The organism is Streptomyces sp. OfavH-34-F (assembly GCF_022347745.1).
Lineage (GTDB): Bacteria > Actinomycetota > Actinomycetes > Streptomycetales > Streptomycetaceae > Streptomyces.
On record NZ_JAKRGC010000130.1, the window covers coordinates 1 to 16805 of the forward strand.

Genomic DNA, 16805 nt, shown 5'->3' on the forward strand with positions numbered 1-16805 from the left:
CCCCCCCCCGCCCCGAGCCGCGGCCGCCGTACCGGCCGGACCCGGTGCCGCCCGCGCCCGCCTTCCCGCCGGCTCCAGCGCCCGCGCCGGACGCGCAGGCCACCGTGCTGCACCAGCAGCCCTCGTACGGCTATCCGCAGCCCACCGCGGCCCCGGCCCCGCAGCCGGCGTACGGCTATCCCCAGCCGGCCTCCCCGCAGCCCGCCTACGGCTATCCGCAGCCCGCCCCGGCGGCCGCGCCCGCCCCCGACCCGAACTTCACGCTGCCCCCGCAAGGCCCGCAGTTCATACGGCCCTGAGAACGGCACCGGGGCGCCCCTAGGTGCGGGTCTTGTAGCCGCGGCCCCACTGCATGCCGAAGCCGTACATGCGGTCCAGCTCGGACTGGAAGCCGTAGACGAACTTCACCTCGCGCCGCACGATCAGTTCGTTCTTGACGTTCTCCACCGTGAACACCGCGCAGGAGCGGGCCTGCGGGGCGCGCTCGTCCAGTTCGATCTCGACGCTCGGCCCGTTGCCGGGGTAGAGGGTCACCTTGGCGTGCGTGCGGTCGAAGGCGGGCGTCTGGTCGTAGATGTACACGAAGCACATCAGCCGCTTGATGTGCTCGCGCTGATCGAGGTTGACGTACAGGGTCTCGCCGGACGGGGCCCCGAAGCGGTCGTCGCCGCTGAGCCTGATGTACGGCGGACTGTTCAGGTCCCCGAGCAGGTTGCCCAGCGGCTGCACGACGCCCTTGGTGCCGTCCGCCAGCTCGTACATGCAGCCCAGGTCCAGGTCGACGTTGACCATGCCCTGGGTGTGCGCCTGGACGGCCTCCGGCTGGAACAGCTTCAGCGGTCGCAGCAGCCGGCCGCTCTGGCCGGAGCGGCCCCCGATGTCCGAGGTGCGCATGCGCCAGGAGAGGTTGACCCGCAGGTTGCCGCTGAGCGCGCCCTGCTTGGTCAGCGAGACGGTGGAGTGCCGCCGGGTGAGCACGATGGAGTTGGTGGCCGCGTTGCCCGCCTCGAACTGTGCTTCCCGCCCCGGCCACAGACTGTTCCAGAACCCCATCCCCGACCCCGCCCTCTCGGTCCCTCACCCGTCGCATGCGGCGCATGCGGCGCACGCACCACTGCGGGGCGGCCCCGGGCCGCCTCCGGAAGTGTTCCCGGAGGCGTTGCCGTACGAGCCGCCCCGCTCAGAGCGTTCCCTCAATCCCTACCGGGTCACACCCCGGCGGTCACTTCGGTGCTGCCTTCCTCGGCCTCCAGCGCCTTGTTGCGGCGGACCGAGGACCAGAACGACCAGGCGATCAGGACGACGCCGATCAGACCGGTGATGATCTCGTTGATCTCGTACTGGATGGTGACGAGCAGGAGGACCGCCAGCGCGCCGATCGCGTAGTGCGCGCCGTGCTCCAGGTAGACGTAGTCGTCCAGGGTGCCCTGGCGGACCAGGTAGACCGTGAGCGAACGGACGTACATGGCGCCGATGCCGAGGCCGAGGGCCATGAGCACGATCTCGTTGGTGATGGCGAAGGCGCCGATCACGCCGTCGAACGAGAAGGAGGCGTCGAGCACTTCCAGGTACAGGAACATGAAGAACGCGGCCTTGCCGGTGAGGGCGATGACCGAGACCTTCTTGCCGCTGCGCTTGGCCTCTTCCTCCGCCTCGTGCTCGCGCTCCTCCTCCTCTTCGAGTTTGTCCTCGAAGTAACCGGAGAGCCCGCCGACGATCAGATACGTGATCAGCCCCGCGACGCCGGAGAGCAGAACGGTCTCCGCCTTGTCGGCGTGCCCGCCGCCGTGCTGGTGGGCGTGGGTGGCGACGGTCAGGGAGGCGATCAGCAGGACGATGAGCGCGACGCAGACCGACAGCATGTCGACCTTGCCGAGCTTGGCGAGCGGACGCTCGATCCAGCGCAGCCACTGGATGTCGCGCTCCTCGAAGACGAAGTCGAGGAAGATCATCAGCAGGAACATGCCACCGAAGGCGGCGATCGCCGGGTGCGCGTCCGTGACCAGCTGCTTGTACTGGTCGGGGTCGTTGAACGACAGGTCGATCGCATCGATCGGATTCAGGCTCGCCGTGACAGCCACGATCACGACGGGGAAGACCAGCCGCATACCGAAGACCGCGATCAGCACGCCGATGGTGAGGAAGATCTTCTGCCAGAAGGCAGACATCTTCTTCAGGATTCCGGCGTTGACCACCGCGTTGTCGAACGACAGCGAGATCTCCAGGACGGACAGGATCGCCACCACACCGAAGGCTTCCCACCCCCCGTAGAAGAACGCGGCCACGAGACCGGCCACGGTGATCGCGAACGACCACCCGAAGGTTTTCAGAAGCACTGGCTACCCCATCATGTATGTAACGGGTCTCCCCCGATGTGCACGGGGCTCCCCCGCGCCGTGCGCGGCTTTACGAAACGTTGACCCCGAAGTCTAGAGCGATGCCGCGCAGCCCGGACGCGTACCCCTGACCAACTGCACGGAACTTCCACTCGCCGTTGTAGCGGTAGAGCTCGCCGAAGATCATCGCGGTTTCCGTGGAGGCGTCCTCGCTGAGGTCGTAGCGCGCGAGTTCCTGGCCGTCGGCCTGATTGACGACGCGGATGAACGCGTTGCTGACCTGGCCGAACGTCTGGCCGCGGTTGTCGGCCTCGTGGATCGAGACCGGGAAGACGATCTTGTCGCAGTGGGCCGGCACCTGCGTGAGGTTCACGACGATCGACTCGTCGTCGCCCTCGCCCTCACCCGTGAGGTTGTCACCGGTGTGCTCCACGGAACCGTCGGGGCTCGTGAGGTTGTTGTAGAACACGAACCATTCGTCGCCGAGCACCCGGCCCGACTGGCACAGCAGCGCGCTGGCGTCGAGGTCGAAGTCGGCGCCGGTCGTGGATCGTGCGTCCCAGCCGAGACCGACCAGCACCTGGGTGAGATTGGGTGCGGCCTTGGAGAGGGAGACATTGCCTCCCTTGGCGAGCGTGACGCCCATGGTGTGTCCTCCCCGAGTTGGTGAACCGTCTTTTGTACCGGACGGAGCCGCCGGCCGAACCCGTGCGGCCGGCGGCTCCGTCCGCCCTGCGCGTCCGGCGCCGCACGTGGTGCGGCGCCGGACGGCCGTGCTGATGCCGGGGCCGGGGCCCCTGGGCGGGTCAGACGTTGACGCCGAAGTCCTGCGCGATGCCACGCAGACCGGAGGCGTAGCCCTGGCCGATGGCCCGGAACTTCCACTCCGCGCCGTTGCGGTACAGCTCGCCGAAGACCATGGCCGTCTCGGTCGAGGCGTCCTCGGACAGGTCGTAGCGGGCGAGCTCGCTGTTGTCGGCCTGGTTGACGACGCGGATGTACGCGTTGCGGACCTGGCCGAAGCTCTGCTGGCGGGACTCGGCCTCGTAGATCGAGACCGGGAAGACGATCTTGTCGACGTCGGCCGGGACCGTGGCCAGGTTGACGTTGATGACCTCGTCGTCGCCCTCGCCCTCACCGGTGAGGTTGTCACCGGTGTGCTCGACGGAGCCGTCCGGGCTCTTGAGGTTGTTGAAGAAGACGAAGTTGCCGTCGTTGGCGACCTTGCCCTCGGCGTTCGTCAGCAGAGCACTGGCGTCGAGGTCGAAGTCCCCGCCGGTGGTGGTACGGGCGTCCCAGCCGAGACCCACGATGACCGCGGTCAGGTTGGGCGCGGCCTTGGTCAGCGAGACGTTGCCGCCCTTGCTGAGGCTGACTCCCACGAGTCCTCCCATTGGTTTCTTGGGGGCCGGCCGGTGCCGGCGCCTCCACGTCGTGTTGACATCGGATCAACGAGTGGATCCTAGTGACCGGTTCCCGCCCTCAACAGGCATTCGGGACGCGGGTCTCCGGTCCGTGATCCGCTCGGAACCGGGTTTTTCAGAGCGCGCCGAGCGCCTTGACGTAGTCGTTGAGGTCGCGCGCGTCGGGCAGACCGTTGACGACCGTCCAGCGCACCACGCCCTCCTTGTCGATGATGAAGGTGCCGCGCACAGCGCAGCCCTTCTCCTCGTCGAAGACGCCGTACGCCCGCGAGGTCTCGCCGTGCGGCCAGAAGTCCGACAGCAGCGGGTACTCCAGCCCCTCCTGCTCGGCGAAGACGCGCAGGGTGTGGATGGAGTCGTTGGAGACGGCGAGGAGCTGCGTGTCGTCGTTCTCGAACGTGGGCAGCTCGTCACGGAGCGCGCACAGCTCGCCCGTGCAGACGCCGGTGAAGGCGAACGGGTAGAACAGCAGCACCACGTTCTTCTCACCGCGGAAGTCGGACAGCTTCACGGTCCGGCCGTGGTTGTCCTTCAGCTCGAAATCCGGGGCCTGGGTGCCGACCTCGATCGCCATGAAAACGCGTCCCTTCGCTACATCACCGGGCTGGGCTGTCCGGGTGACCCCCACCCTACGCAGAGGAGGGGGCCGCCCGTGCGGCACCCGGCAAAGCGGGACACACGAAGACCCCCGGCCGGCGCGATGCCTGTCGGGGGCCTTCAGTGATCGGTGCGGTCAGCGCTTGGCCTTGGCCGCTTTGGGCGTGACGAGGCGGCTTCCCGACCAGTCCTTGCCCGCGCTGACGCTCTTGGTCTGGGCGAGCCCAGCGGTCTGCGAGGCCTCGTTGATGTCGCTCGGCTCGACGTATCCGTCGCGGCCGGTCTTCGGCGTCATCAGCCAGACCACGCCGCCGTCGTCGACCAGGCCAATGGCATCCACCAGCGCGTCCGTAAGGTCGCCGTCCTCGTCGCGGAACCAGAGCAGGACGACGTCGGCGATGTCGTCGTAGTCCTCGTCGACGAGATCCTGGCCGGTAATGGCCTCAATGCCCTCACGGAGCTCCAGCTCGACGTCGTCGTCGTAGCCGATCTCCTGGACCACCTGTCCGGGCTCGAACCCCAGGCGTGTCGCCGGGTTGGTCCGCTCCTCCGCGTGGTCCGCGGTCGCGCTCACGGGTTGCCTCCTGATCATGTTTCGGAAAATGCTTGAGCCACGCGTGCGCGCGGCGCTGGCCGTAGTCCACACGGGAGCGGCGGATCGCGCAAGTACCCAGCGTACGAGACCGCCTAAACGGTGACGATTCCTCTCACGTCGCCGTCCTGCCGGCGGCCCTCCGCGAGGGCCCGCGCTCCTTCTCCCCTTCCTGTGCGACCTACGTCCATGGACAGCTTATGCCGTTTCGGGGCGGCATCCGGAGTCGAGCCGTTTTTGGGAACACTTGCACACCTTGGGCGTATGGTTACGATCCGTCCTCGGCCATCCCGACTATCCCTCCTGTCCCGACACCTCCTGCCTGCACCGATACCCACTCGGCGGCGGTCCATCCGCCCCGGCCGGGGCGGGCCCGGAACGCGTGCGCGGTTACCTCTCGGTAGAGATGACGTAACCGTTCCAGCGGTACACGATGGGGAAGGCGTACAACACCGACAGGACCGGGGGCAGGACTCCCGTTACAGGCCCCGAAGCGCAGCACCGAACAGCGAAGGAACAGCGTGGCTTCCGGATCAGATCGCAACCCGATCATCATTGGCGGCCTTCCGAGTCAGGTCCCGGATTTCGATCCCGAAGAGACCCGTGAATGGCTTGACTCCCTCGACGCCGCCGTCGACGAGCGCGGCCGTGAGCGGGCCCGCTATCTCATGCTCCGGCTCATCGAGCGCGCGCGCGAGAAGCGCGTCGCCGTGCCGGAGATGCGCAGCACGGACTACGTGAACACGATCGCCACGAAGGACGAGCCGTTCTTCCCCGGCGACGAGGAGATCGAGCGCAAGATCCTCAACGCGACCCGCTGGAACGCGGCCGTGATGGTGTCGCGCGCCCAGCGGCCGGGGATCGGCGTGGGCGGCCACATCGCCACGTTCGCGTCCTCCGCCTCCCTGTACGACGTGGGCTTCAACCACTTCTTCCGCGGCAAGGACGACGGCCGCGGCGGGGACCAGATCTTCTTCCAGGGGCACGCCTCCCCCGGGATCTACGCCCGCGCGTACCTGCTGGACCGGCTGAGCGAGGCGCAGCTCGACGCGTTCCGCCAGGAGAAGTCGAAGGCGCCGAACGGGCTGTCCAGCTACCCGCACCCGCGGATGATGCCGGACTTCTGGGAGTTCCCCACGGTGTCGATGGGGCTCGGCCCGCTCGGCGCGATCTACCAGGCGCGGATGAACCGCTACATGGAGGCGCGCGGCATCGCCGACACGTCGGACTCGCATGTGTGGGCGTACCTGGGCGACGGCGAGATGGACGAGCCGGAGTCGCTCGGCCAGCTGTCGATCGCCGCCCGCGAGGGCCTGGACAACCTGACCTTCGTCGTCAACTGCAACCTCCAGCGTCTCGACGGGCCGGTGCGCGGCAACGGGAAGATCATCCAGGAGCTGGAGTCCCAGTTCCGGGGCGCCGGGTGGAACGTGATCAAGCTGGTCTGGGACCGGTCCTGGGATCCGCTGCTGGCGCAGGACCGCACGGGCATCCTGGTCAACAAGCTGAACACGACGCCGGACGGGCAGTTCCAGACGTATGCGACGGAGACCGGCGCGTACATCCGGGAGCACTTCTTCGGGGACGACCCCCGGCTGCGCGACATGGTCAAGGACATGACCGACCAGCAGATCCTGCACCTGGGGCGCGGCGGGCACGACCACCGCAAGGTGTACGCGGCGTACGCGGCGGCCAAGGCCCACAAGGGCCAGCCCACGGTGATCCTGGCGCAGACGGTCAAGGGCTGGACCCTGGGGCCGAACTTCGAGGGCCGCAACGCGACCCACCAGATGAAGAAGCTCACCGCCGAGGACCTGAAGCGCTTCCGGGACCGGCTGCACATCCCGATCGCGGACAAGGAGCTGGAGGACGGCAACCCGCCGTACTACCACCCCGGCCGCGACACCGAGGAAATCCAGTACATGCACGACCGCCGCAAGAGCCTGGGCGGTTATGTCCCGACCCGTGTGGTGCGCGCGAAGCCGCTGGCGCTGCCCGGCGACTCGGCGTACGCGGCGGCGAAGAAGGGCTCGGGCCAGCAGTCGATCGCCACCACCATGGCGTTCGTCCGCATCCTGAAGGACCTCATGCGGGACAAGGAGATCGGCAAGCGCTTCGTGCTGATCGCGCCCGACGAGTACCGCACGTTCGGGATGGACGCCTTCTTCCCGAGCGCGAAGATCTACAACCCGCTCGGGCAGCAGTACGAGTCGGTGGACCGGGATCTGCTGCTCGCGTACAAGGAGTCGCCGACCGGTCAGCTGCTGCACGACGGGATCTCGGAGGCCGGCTGCACGGCCTCGCTGATCGCCGCCGGCTCCGCCTACGCCACGCACGGCGAGCCGCTGATCCCGGTGTACGTCTTCTACTCGATGTTCGGCTTCCAGCGCACCGGCGACCAGTTCTGGCAGATGGCCGACCAGCTCGCCCGCGGCTTCGTGCTCGGCGCGACCGCCGGGCGGACGACGCTGACCGGCGAGGGCACCCAGCACGCCGACGGGCACTCGCAGCTGCTGGCCTCGACCAACCCGGCCTGTGTGGCCTACGACCCGGCGTTCGGGTACGAGATCGCGCACATCGTCCGGGACGGGCTGCGCCGGATGTACGGCGGGACGCCCGAGGAGAACGAGGACGTCTTCTACTACCTCACCGTCTACAACGAGCCGATCCAGCACCCGGCGGAGCCGGCCGATGTGGACGTCGAGGGCATCCTCAAGGGCGTCTACCGCTACCGGAGCGGCGAGAAGGGCGAGATCCCGGCCCAGATCCTGGCCTCCGGTGTGGCGGTGCCGTGGGCGGTCGAGGCGCAGCGCATCCTCGCGGAGGAGTGGAACGTACGGGCGGACGTCTGGTCGGCGACCTCCTGGAACGAGCTGCGGCGCGAGGCCGTGGACGTGGAGCGGCACAACCTGCTGCACCCGGAGGAGGAGCAGCGCGTCCCGTACGTGACGCGCAAGCTGTCCGGGGCGCAGGGGCCGTTCGTGGCGGTGTCGGACTGGATGCGGTCGGTCCCGGACCAGATCTCCCGCTGGGTGCCCGGCGCGTACCAGTCGCTGGGGGCGGACGGTTTCGGCTTCGCGGACACGCGGGGTGCGGCGCGGCGGTTCTTCCACATCGACGCGCAGTCGATCGTGCTCGCGGTGCTCACGGAGCTGGCGAAGGACGGGAAGATCGACCGTTCGGCGCTGAAGACGGCGGTGGACCGCTACGAGCTGCTGGATGTGGCCTCGGCCGATCCGGGGGCCGCGGGCGGGGACGCGTAACGCCGTGTCCGGAGCGGGGCGGCCGTGTCCGGGAGGGCGCCGCCGCCCCGCGGTGCGTCCGGGCCCGGTCAGTTCTCCCACACCTTGAAAGCGCGTACCAGGTACGGGGAGCGGGGCAGCCAGGTACCGGTGCCCGGGTAGGTCTCGAACTCGCCGGTCTCCTGGCACTCGGCGGACTGGTAGGTCGTGACGGGCCGGCCGGTGCGGTTGGCGAGCGCCTGGGCGGTGGTGCCGGGTTTCAGCGGGACGCAGCTCTCGATGTCGATGGTGGACAGCTCGTGGGTCTGCCGGGCGCCGGTGAAGTCCGGCTTCGCCCAGAGGCAGAGCTGTCCGCCGGCGCACTCGCCCAGCCGGACGGGCGCGGCGGCTCCGGCGGGTGCGGTGGATGCCGTGGGTGCGGCGGTCGCGGGTGTGAACAGGGCCGTGGTGATCAGAGCGACGGCGGCCAGGGTGGTGGCGGCAAAGGTCGTACGCATGCGAGATGAACCCCCGTGGTGATGGAACGTGCTGTCGAACGCGATGGCGAACGTGCGAGGTGGAACATCCGCCGGTGTGGTCGTCCGGTGCGGATCTTCCGCCACCACCTTGCGTGATCACGGAGAGTAATCGGAAGGGTTCGGGGAGGGTTTCACCCGTACAGGTGACGGCCCCGCCGGATCGCTCCGGCGGGGCCGTGGTGCGCGCCGTGTGGCGCGCCAAGTGCCGCGGGCGCCGGTACCGGCGCGCGGCAGGGGCGCGGGGCCGTCAGATGTGGCCGCCGCCCATGCCCGCCTCCGCGTTCTCGCCGCGCTTGGTCAGCGTGGCGACGAGGGCGGCGATGACCGCGACGATTCCGGCGACCATGAACGCGGTGCTCATGCCGGAGACGAAGGTGTCGTGCGCGACGCCCACGATCTTGCCCGCGATCTCCGGCGGGGTCTCCTTGGTGACGGGCGGCATGCCGACCTTGATGGCGGAGGACGCCTGGTCGAGCTGCTCCGGGGCCAGCTTCGGCAGCCCGGCGTCCTTCCAGTTGCCCGGCAGCTGGGAGTCGACGCGCGAGGCCATGATCGCGCCGAGCACCGCCGTACCGAGGCTGCCGCCGACCTGCATCGCGGCCTGCTGGAGGCCACCGGCGACACCGGACAGCTCCATCGGGGCGTTGCCGACGATGACCTCGGTGGCGCCGACCATGACCGGGGCGAGGCCGAGGCCGAGCAGGGCGAACCAGATCGACATCGTCAGCGTGCCCGTGCCGACGGTCAGCTGGGACATGCCGAAGCAGGCGACGGCGGTGCAGACCATGCCGCCCACCAGCGGGACGCGCGGGCCGAACTTGGTGATGAGGGCGCCGGCCACCGGCGAGGCGACGATCATCATCGCGGTCAGCGGCAGCAGGTGCAGACCGGCGTCCACGGCCTTCATGCCGTGCACGTTCTGGAGGTAGAAGGTGACGAAGAACAGGCCGCCCATGAACGCGAAGGCCATCAGCACCATCAGCACCGTGCCCGCCGAGAGCGGAACGGAGCGGAACATGCCCAGCGGGACCAGCGGCTCCCGCACCCGCTGCTCGACCAGCGCGAACGCCAGGAACAGGACGGCGGCGCCGACCAGGTAGCCGACCGTCTGGAGGTCGCCCCAGCCCCACTCGGAGCCCTTGATCAGCGCCCAGATGAGGCAGAACATCGCGCCGGACAGCAGGACGATGCCCGCGAGGTCGAAGGAGCGCGGCGCGTTCTCGGCGCGGTGGTCCTTGAGGATCAGGACGCCGAGCACCAGGGCGAGCACGCCGACCGGCACGTTGATGAAGAAGACCGACTGCCAGCTGACGTGCTCGACGAGCACACCACCGAGGATCGGGCCGCCCGCGGTCGAGGCGCCGATCACCATGCCCCAGATGCCGATCGCCATGTTCAGCTTCTCGGCCGGGAACGTGGCGCGCAGCAGCCCCAGCGCGGCCGGCATGAGCAGCGCGCCGAAGAGGCCCTGGAGCACCCGGAAGGTGATGACGAGGGCGACACTGTCGGACAGTCCGATCGCGCCCGACGCGGCCGCGAAACCGACGACACCGATGAGGAAGGTCTGGCGGTGGCCGAAGCGGTCACCCAGCTTCCCCGCGGTGATCAGGGACACCGCGAGGGCCAGCATGTAGCCGTTGGTTATCCACTGGACGTCGGCGAGCGAGGCGCCGAGATCCTGCTGGATGGCGGGGTTGGCGATCGCGACGATCGTGCCGTCGAGCGCGACCATCATCACGCCGATGGCCACGGAGAACAGTGTCAGCCAGGGGTGGCCGCGCAGCCCTCCGGCTGGTGCGGGACCTGGGCCCTGCGGGTCCTGCGAAGCCTTTTCGACGGTGGTCTGACTAGTCATACGCGTGAGATTAGTGTCAGTCGCTGACAGTTGACTAACCATTTCACCGGTCGGTAACTGTCACGTAGCTCACAGGCAGACCGAGCCGGACCGAGCGGAAGAGAGGACCACTTCAGTGATCGAAGGGCAGCCGTCCGCGGCTCTCCCGACCGGGCTGCGCGAGCGCCGGAAGCGGCGTACCCGCGACGCGCTGCTCGTCGCCGCCCTCGAACTCTTCACCGCCCACGGGTACGAGGAGACCACCGTCGACGAGATCGCCGACGCGGTCGAGGTCTCCCAGCGCACCTTCTTCCGCTACTTCGCGGGCAAGGAAGCGGTCGTCTTCGCCGTGCAGGACATGGTGGAGTCGCACTTCCTCTCCGAGCTGCGCCGACGGCCCGCCGCAGAGGCCCCGTTCGAGGCCATGCGCCAGGCCGTGCTGTGCGCCTGGAACGGGATCGGAGAGACCGTGGAGGCCGTCATTCCGGTCGAACTCCACATGCGGGCCTACCGGATGATCGAGTCCACGCCGTCGCTGCACGCCGCCCACCTGCGCCGCTGCGTCCAGCTGGAGCACCGGATCGCCGAACTGATCGCGGGGCGGGAGGGGCTCGACATGACCCGCGACCCGCGCCCCCGGGTCGCGGTCGCGGCCTTCTCGGGCGTGATGCGGGCGGCCGGCCAACTCTGGGGCCAGGGACGGGACACCGGGCTGGAGTCGCTGCGCGCGCTCACGGAGACCTACCTCGACGCGCTCACCCCGGCCCTCTCCGGGGACTGGCGCGCACCGTAGAGCGCCGCGCCCGTACGCAGCGTGAGAGCACCGCCGTGTCATTCCCCACAGTCGGGTGATGTACGTCACCCCGCTCCTGAACCGGCCCCGCGCGTCTCCTAGGGTGGTCCGGAGTGACTTCCTTCGATTCCTCCCCCACGCTCACCGCCTGGCGCGCGCTGCTCGCCCTGGCGGTCGTCTTCGTGATGCTCGCGACCACCGGCTGGACCGCCGTACGCCATCAGCGCTCCACCGACACCCGCACGCTCGCGCTCGCCGCCTGGGCCAAGGGATCGATAGCGGGCCGGCCGCTGCCCGACGCCACGGCCCCGCCGTACACGATGGCGCACTTCTTCGCCACGCTCACCGCCGCGCAGCGCACCCGCCTCGCCGACACCCACCCGCTGGTGGTCGGCAACCTCAACGGCGCCCCGGTGACCACCCGTTACCGGGCGAACCGGCGGGCGATCGCCCTGGCGGGCGCGGCCGAACGCAAGCGTGTCCGCGACACCAGACTCTCCCCCACCGGCCGCGCCCGGGCCCAGCAGCGCCTGGACCGCTTCCGGTCGATGCTCGCCCCGGACCGGCACTTCCTGGCGTTCGACCCGACCGGACGCGGGCTGGCCGCCGAGGTCTTCGGCGACCTCGACCGGGCCCGGCGCATCTCGCTCGTCGTGCCCGGCGTCGACACCGGACTGCTGACCCTGGAACGCACCGGGGCCAAGGTCAACGCCGCACCGGTGGGCATGGCCAGGTCGCTGTACGCCGCCGAGCGCGCCGCGGCCCCCGGGGTGCGCACCGCCGTGATCGCCTGGGCCGACTACACCACGCCCATGGGCATCGGCATCGACGCCGCGACCGGCACCCTGGCCGAGCGCGGGGCGGTCCGGCTGAACGCGCTGGTCCGGGCGCTGCCGGGCCCCGCGCCCGTCTCGCTGTTCTGCCACAGCTACGGCTCCGTGCTGTGCGGGGTCGCCGCGAGCAGGCTCCCCGGCCGGGTGACGGACATCGCGGTGGCCGGCAGTCCCGGCATGCGGGCGGACAACACCGGGGAGCTGCACACCCGGGCGCATGTGTGGGCGGCGCGCGACAGCGACGACTGGATCGAGGACGTGCCGAATCTGGAGATCGGCGGCCTGGGCCACGGCGCCGACCCGGTGGGCCGGGGCTTCGGCGCCCGCGTCGTCTCGGCGGACGGGGCGGTCGGCCACAGCGGCTACTTCGTGCCCGGCACCGAGAGCCTCGACAACTTCGCGGCGATCGGCGTGGGCGCGTACACCTCGGTGACCTGCGCGTCCACCGACGACGCCTGCGACGCCGGGGCGTACGCCGACGCGCCTGCCTGACGCGCGTAGAGAAAACCGCCTCCGATGGCCGGAAGCGGTCGCTTCGGAGAGGGGACGGGGCGGGCAAGTGCCGCATACGATGAGGCCCATGGGTGATGTGCTGGCCGGAATTCATGCCACCTGGGAGTTCGACACCGACTCCGTGCTCATCCGCTACGAACGGGGCATCCGCACGCCGAGACTCCTCCAGAGCCTCCGCGAGCGCCGTGTCCCGCACGCGGCGCTCTCGTCGGTGACGCTGACTCCGGGCAGGCGGGGCACCGTGGTGCTGCGTGCCGTGCCGCGCCCCGGCGCCGACCCCCTCCTGGAGGCCGCCGCCGGGCAGCTGAAGGACGGCTGCGACCCGTATCGGCTGGTCCTGCCCGCCGGCCGCGAGACCCTCGCCGAGTACTACGCGGACGAACTGCGGGCCTGTCTCGGCCCGGACGCGGGCCTGCCCGCCGACCGCTTCCTGGTCGCCGCCCCCGAGGCCCCGATGCAGTTCAAGGCGTACGACGGCCGGGCCGGCTTCGACGGCGAGCGGATCTCCTTCCGCTGGTTCTGGACGGGCGCCTCGTCCGAGAAGTGGAAGGCCGGCGACCAGACGTTCCCGGTCACGGACCTGTGCGGGGTCGAGTGGCGCTCGCCGGAGGGCTTCGAAGGCTATCTGCGGCTGCTGCCCAGGAGCCGCGACCCCCTGGGGCCCGCGTCCGGAGTGCTCGGCGGGCCCGCGTCCGGCGCCGGACCGCGGGCCGGGACGGCGACGGGCGTGCAGCCGGTGATACCCAGGCCCGCGCGGGCCGACCAGGACCCCGCCGCGGTGATCTTCGGGCTCGGCTACGGCCCGGTCCACGAGTCGCTGCCCTTCGCGGCGGCCGTCCTGGAATCCGTACGCAGGAAGCAGTCCGGGCCACCGGCCGCCGCGCCCCTGGCCGCCGCCGCCCGGCGCGACCCGGCGGACATCGCGGAGCGCATCCACCACCTCGGTGAGCTGCACCGGGCGGGCCTGGTGACGGACGAGGAGTTCAGCGCGAAGAAGGCGCAGCTCCTCGCCGAGCTGTAGCCGCCGCCCGCCGATGACCGAACCGATACCGGAGCGCCCGCCCGGCCGCGCGACCGGCCCCGCCCGGTACCTGCCGTTCGCCGCCGCCGTCGCCCTGACCGTGCTCATCCTGCCGGTCACCCTCGTCAACCTCCGCGACCAGTACGGCATGTCCGGCGGCGGCGCGGCCGCGCTCGCCGTGGTGCAGGCCGGGCCGCTGCTGATGCTGGCGCACCGGCCGCTGCGCGCCTGGTGGATCGTCTTCCCGGCCGACGTGGTGGGGGCGCTGGCCATCCTGGTGCGGCCGGCCCACGCGTACGACGTGTGGCCGTGGCCGCCCGCACCGCTCATCGCCTACCTCTTCCTGCTCCTCGCGCTGGCCCTGCGCGAGCCCCGGCGCACCCTCGTCGGCGTCTGGCTGGCGACCGGCGCGGCGAGCCTGGCCCTCCATCTGGTCCGCCCGGACCGCAGCACCGGCAGCGGGCTGATCCTGCCCGTGTGCGGGGCCGTGGTGCTGGTGATCGGCGCGGCGGTACGGGAACGGCGCGTCGCGCAGCGCCGGCTCGCCGAGCAGGAGACCGTCAGCGAGGCGGAACGCGCCCGGCGCACGCTGCTGGAGGAGCGGGCCCGGATCGCCCGCGAGCTGCACGACGTGGTCGCCCACCACATGTCCGTGATCACCGTGCAGGCGGACTCCGCGCCCTACCGGCTGCCGGACCTGCCGGAGGCGGCGCGCGAGGAGTTCGGGACGATCGCGGCGAGCGCGCGGGAGTCGCTGGCCGAGATGCGGCGGCTGCTCGTGGTGCTGCGCGGGGACGGCGCGGAGGGCGAACGGGCCCCGCAGCCGGGGATCGACCGCTTGCAGCAGCTGGTCGAGTCGACGGTGCGCGCGGGACTGCCGGCCGAGCTGTCGCTGGCCGCCGGCCTCGGAGCCGTGCCCCCGGCCGTGGACCTGTCCGCGTACCGGATCGTGCAGGAGGCGCTGGCCAACGTGGTGCGGCACGCGCCGGGCGCCCGGACCCGGGTCACGGTCGCCCAAGACGGGGGCGGGTTGGCGGTGCGGATCGTCAACGGCCCGCCCGCCGAACGGGTTTCGCCCCTGGAGTCGGCGGGAACGGGCCACGGCCTCGTCGGGATGCGCGAGCGCGTACGGTTGACCGGCGGCACGCTGGAGACCGGGCCGCTGCCGGACGGGGGGTTCCGGGTCGCCGCGTGGCTGCCGCTTTCCCCGTCCGCGCCCGCCGACACCCCCGCTCCGGAGGACGTGTGACCATCCGTGTGATCGTCGTCGACGACCAGGCCATGGTGCGGGCGGGGTTCGCCGCCCTGCTGGCGGCGCAGGCGGACATCGACGTGGTCGGGGAGGCGCCGGACGGGCGCCAGGGGGTCGAGGTGAGCCGCCGGGTCCATCCGGACGTGGTCCTGATGGACGTGCGGATGCCCGAGATGGACGGCCTCGCGGCGGCCCGCGCCCTGCTGGACCCGCCCTCGGGCGTGGTCCATGTGCCGCGCGTGCTGATGCTGACCACGTTCGACGTGGACGACTACGTGTACGAGGCGCTGCGCGCCGGGGCGTCGGGGTTCCTGCTGAAGGACGCGCCCCCGGCCGACCTGATCGCGGCGGTACGGGTGGTGGCGGCGGGCGACGCGCTGCTCGCGCCGTCCGTGACGCGCCGTCTGATCGCCGACTTCGCCCGGCAGCAGCCGTCACCGGCCGCCCGGAGCGGGGCCGCGCTGCGGCTCAACGGGCTGACCCCGCGCGAGACGGAGGTCCTGGAGCTGATCGCGCGCGGCCTGTCGAACCAGGAGATCGCCGGCCGGCTGGTCCTCGCCGAGCAGACGGTGAAGACGCACATCGGACGGGTCCTGGCCAAGCTGTCCCTGCGGGACCGGGCCCAGGCGGTGATCTTCGCGTACGAGGCGGGGCTCGTGGTCCCCGGCGGCGCCTGAGCGTCAGGCGGAGCCGGAGCGCCGGACGGGGCCGGACCGCCGGACGGAACCGGACCGCTGGGCGGGCGGGGTCGGACCGCCCACCCCCTACCCCGGTATGACCCGGTGGTTGGCTCCCCGGTGTGACGTCCGGGCCGCCGTCGCCCTCCTACCTTCCGTCCGTCGCGCCGTACGGCGTGCGGGGACCGGCGGTGGGGCCGGAGAGGGAGGGCGGGGCGGATGCGGCGTTACGCGAGGACCCTGGTCGCGGTCGCGCTGGCGACCACCGTGGTGTCGGGCACGGCGGGCTGGGTGGCGGGCAACGCCCAGCAGGCCGTCACGGGGCCGCCGCCCGGTACGGCGTCCTGGCGGGCCGACCGTCTGCTGGGGCGCGAACTGCCCGACCCGGAACGGGACACGCCGGCCGCGACGGCCCGGTTCTTCGCGGGACTGACGGCGGCGCAGCAACAGGAGCTGGCCGTCCGGCACCCGCTCGTCGTCGGCAACCTGGACGGGGCTCCCGTCGAACTACGCTACCGGGCCAACGCGTTGGCGCTGAGGGCCTCGCACGACCCCGCCTTCGCCCGCCTCGCCGCGGACCCGGACCGCCGCTTCCTGGCGTTCGACCCGCGCGGCCGGGGCCAGGTGGCGGAGGTATTCGGCGACCTGGCGACGGCCCGCCGGGTGTCCGTGATCGTGCCGGGCTCCGACATCGACGCCACCACCTTCGACCGTACGACCGATGTGTACGGCACCCCGGCAGGCATGGCCGAATCGCTGTACGCGCGCACCGGTCCGGGCACCGCGGTGATCGCCTGGGCCGGGTACACCACCCCGGTGGGCCTCGGGCTCGACGCCGCGCGCGGCACCCTGGCGGAGGCGGGCGCCGAGCGGCTGACCCGGTTCACGGACGGGCTCGCGGCGGCCGGGGGGCCGGTCACCGCGGTGTTCTGCCACAGCTACGGCTCGGTGGTCTGCGGTCTGGCCGCGCCCCGGCTGCGCGTCGCCGACCTGGTCGTCCTCGGCTCGCCCGGCATGCGCGCGGACAGCGTGGCCGACCTGCGGACCGGGGCGCGGGTGTGGGCGGCGAAGGACCCCGGCGACTGGATCGGCAAGGTGCCGCACGTCGAGTTCGCCGGTCTCGGCCACGGACCCGACCCGGCGTCCCCGTCCTTCGGCGCCCGCCGCGTCCCC

At 71.2% G+C, this 16805-nt stretch carries 15 protein-coding genes and 1 pseudogene; 8 read left to right on the forward strand and 8 right to left on the reverse strand.

Annotation, left to right across the window (positions count from 1 at the left end; all coding sequences use genetic code 11):
• Positions 1-299: pseudogene (locus MHW47_RS19460) on the forward strand (TerD family protein); the annotation flags it as partial.
• Positions 300-318: 19 nt separating this feature from the next.
• Here MHW47_RS19460 and MHW47_RS19465 read toward each other — a convergent pair.
• The 6 genes from MHW47_RS19465 to MHW47_RS19490 form a co-directional block, all read right to left on the reverse strand.
• Positions 319-1053: a Tellurium resistance gene (locus MHW47_RS19465; protein ID WP_239224932.1), complete on the reverse strand. Its 735-nt coding sequence runs from the start codon at positions 1051-1053 to the stop codon at positions 319-321.
• A 155-nt stretch (positions 1054-1208) separates the two neighbouring features.
• On the reverse strand, positions 1209-2336 hold the full coding sequence (locus tag MHW47_RS19470; RefSeq protein ID WP_239224934.1) for a DUF475 domain-containing protein: 1128 nt from the start codon (positions 2334-2336) through the stop codon (positions 1209-1211).
• Positions 2337-2406: 70 nt separating this feature from the next.
• Positions 2407-2982 carry a TerD family protein gene (locus tag MHW47_RS19475; protein ID WP_239224938.1) on the reverse strand — a complete coding sequence of 192 codons (576 nt, stop codon included), beginning with the start codon at positions 2980-2982 and terminating at the stop codon, positions 2407-2409.
• A gap of 160 nt (positions 2983-3142) precedes the next feature.
• Positions 3143-3718: a TerD family protein gene (locus MHW47_RS19480; protein WP_164402590.1), complete on the reverse strand. Its 576-nt coding sequence runs from the start codon at positions 3716-3718 to the stop codon at positions 3143-3145.
• A 157-nt stretch (positions 3719-3875) separates the two neighbouring features.
• The gene (locus MHW47_RS19485; protein WP_111331985.1) at positions 3876-4334 is read right to left on the reverse strand and encodes a peroxiredoxin; all 459 of its coding nucleotides are present in this window, start codon (positions 4332-4334) and stop codon (positions 3876-3878) included.
• Positions 4335-4493: 159 nt separating this feature from the next.
• Entirely contained in the window at positions 4494-4931 is a 438-nt protein-coding gene (locus tag MHW47_RS19490; protein WP_239224940.1) for a DUF3052 domain-containing protein, read from the reverse strand.
• Between the two features lie 539 nt (positions 4932-5470).
• Between MHW47_RS19490 and aceE the strand changes: the two genes are divergently transcribed.
• A complete protein-coding gene (gene aceE / locus MHW47_RS19495; RefSeq protein ID WP_239224942.1) occupies positions 5471-8212 on the forward strand; it encodes a pyruvate dehydrogenase (acetyl-transferring), homodimeric type in 2742 nt (913 codons plus the stop codon).
• A gap of 68 nt (positions 8213-8280) precedes the next feature.
• On the opposite strand, the gene MHW47_RS19500 is transcribed toward aceE, so the two are convergent.
• Together MHW47_RS19500 and MHW47_RS19505 are read right to left on the reverse strand one after the other, a co-directional pair.
• Positions 8281-8688 (reverse strand): peptidase inhibitor family I36 protein, encoded by a 408-nt coding sequence (locus tag MHW47_RS19500; RefSeq protein ID WP_239224944.1) that lies wholly within the window; start codon positions 8686-8688, stop codon positions 8281-8283.
• Between the two features lie 268 nt (positions 8689-8956).
• The gene (locus tag MHW47_RS19505) at positions 8957-10564 is read right to left on the reverse strand and encodes an MFS transporter (RefSeq protein WP_239224946.1); all 1608 of its coding nucleotides are present in this window, start codon (positions 10562-10564) and stop codon (positions 8957-8959) included.
• Positions 10565-10679: 115 nt separating this feature from the next.
• Here MHW47_RS19505 and MHW47_RS19510 point away from each other — a divergent pair, with 115 nt between their 5' ends.
• The 6 genes from MHW47_RS19510 to MHW47_RS19535 all read left to right on the forward strand — a co-directional run.
• A complete protein-coding gene (locus MHW47_RS19510) occupies positions 10680-11336 on the forward strand; it encodes a TetR family transcriptional regulator (RefSeq protein WP_239224947.1) in 657 nt (218 codons plus the stop codon).
• A gap of 113 nt (positions 11337-11449) precedes the next feature.
• A complete protein-coding gene (locus MHW47_RS19515) occupies positions 11450-12661 on the forward strand; it encodes an alpha/beta hydrolase (protein WP_239224948.1) in 1212 nt (403 codons plus the stop codon).
• Positions 12662-12749: 88 nt separating this feature from the next.
• Positions 12750-13703, forward strand: a complete 954-nt coding sequence (locus MHW47_RS19520) for a DUF4429 domain-containing protein (RefSeq protein ID WP_239224950.1) — start codon at positions 12750-12752, stop codon at positions 13701-13703.
• A gap of 13 nt (positions 13704-13716) precedes the next feature.
• The gene (locus tag MHW47_RS19525) at positions 13717-14952 is read left to right on the forward strand and encodes a sensor histidine kinase (RefSeq protein WP_239224952.1); all 1236 of its coding nucleotides are present in this window, start codon (positions 13717-13719) and stop codon (positions 14950-14952) included.
• Positions 14949-15632 carry a response regulator transcription factor gene (locus MHW47_RS19530; RefSeq protein WP_239224953.1) on the forward strand — a complete coding sequence of 228 codons (684 nt, stop codon included), beginning with the start codon at positions 14949-14951 and terminating at the stop codon, positions 15630-15632. The genes MHW47_RS19525 and MHW47_RS19530 overlap by 4 nt, the downstream gene beginning before the upstream one ends.
• Positions 15633-15851: 219 nt before the next feature.
• The coding region (locus tag MHW47_RS19535; RefSeq protein ID WP_239224954.1) for an alpha/beta hydrolase at positions 15852-16805 on the forward strand (954 nt) is incomplete at its 3' end.

Coding starts and splice junctions, on each gene's coding strand:
- MHW47_RS19465 (WP_239224932.1), bottom strand. CDS start 1,053: ATGGGGTTCTGGAACAGTCTGTGGCCGGGGCGGGAAGCACAGTTCGAG.
- MHW47_RS19500 (WP_239224944.1), bottom strand. CDS start 8,688: ATGCGTACGACCTTTGCCGCCACCACCCTGGCCGCCGTCGCTCTGATC.
- MHW47_RS19475 (WP_239224938.1), bottom strand. CDS start 2,982: ATGGGCGTCACGCTCGCCAAGGGAGGCAATGTCTCCCTCTCCAAGGCC.
- MHW47_RS19525 (WP_239224952.1), top strand. CDS start 13,717: ATGACCGAACCGATACCGGAGCGCCCGCCCGGCCGCGCGACCGGCCCC.
- MHW47_RS19485 (WP_111331985.1), bottom strand. CDS start 4,334: ATGGCGATCGAGGTCGGCACCCAGGCCCCGGATTTCGAGCTGAAGGAC.
- MHW47_RS19505 (WP_239224946.1), bottom strand. CDS start 10,564: ATGACTAGTCAGACCACCGTCGAAAAGGCTTCGCAGGACCCGCAGGGC.
- MHW47_RS19520 (WP_239224950.1), top strand. CDS start 12,750: ATGGGTGATGTGCTGGCCGGAATTCATGCCACCTGGGAGTTCGACACC.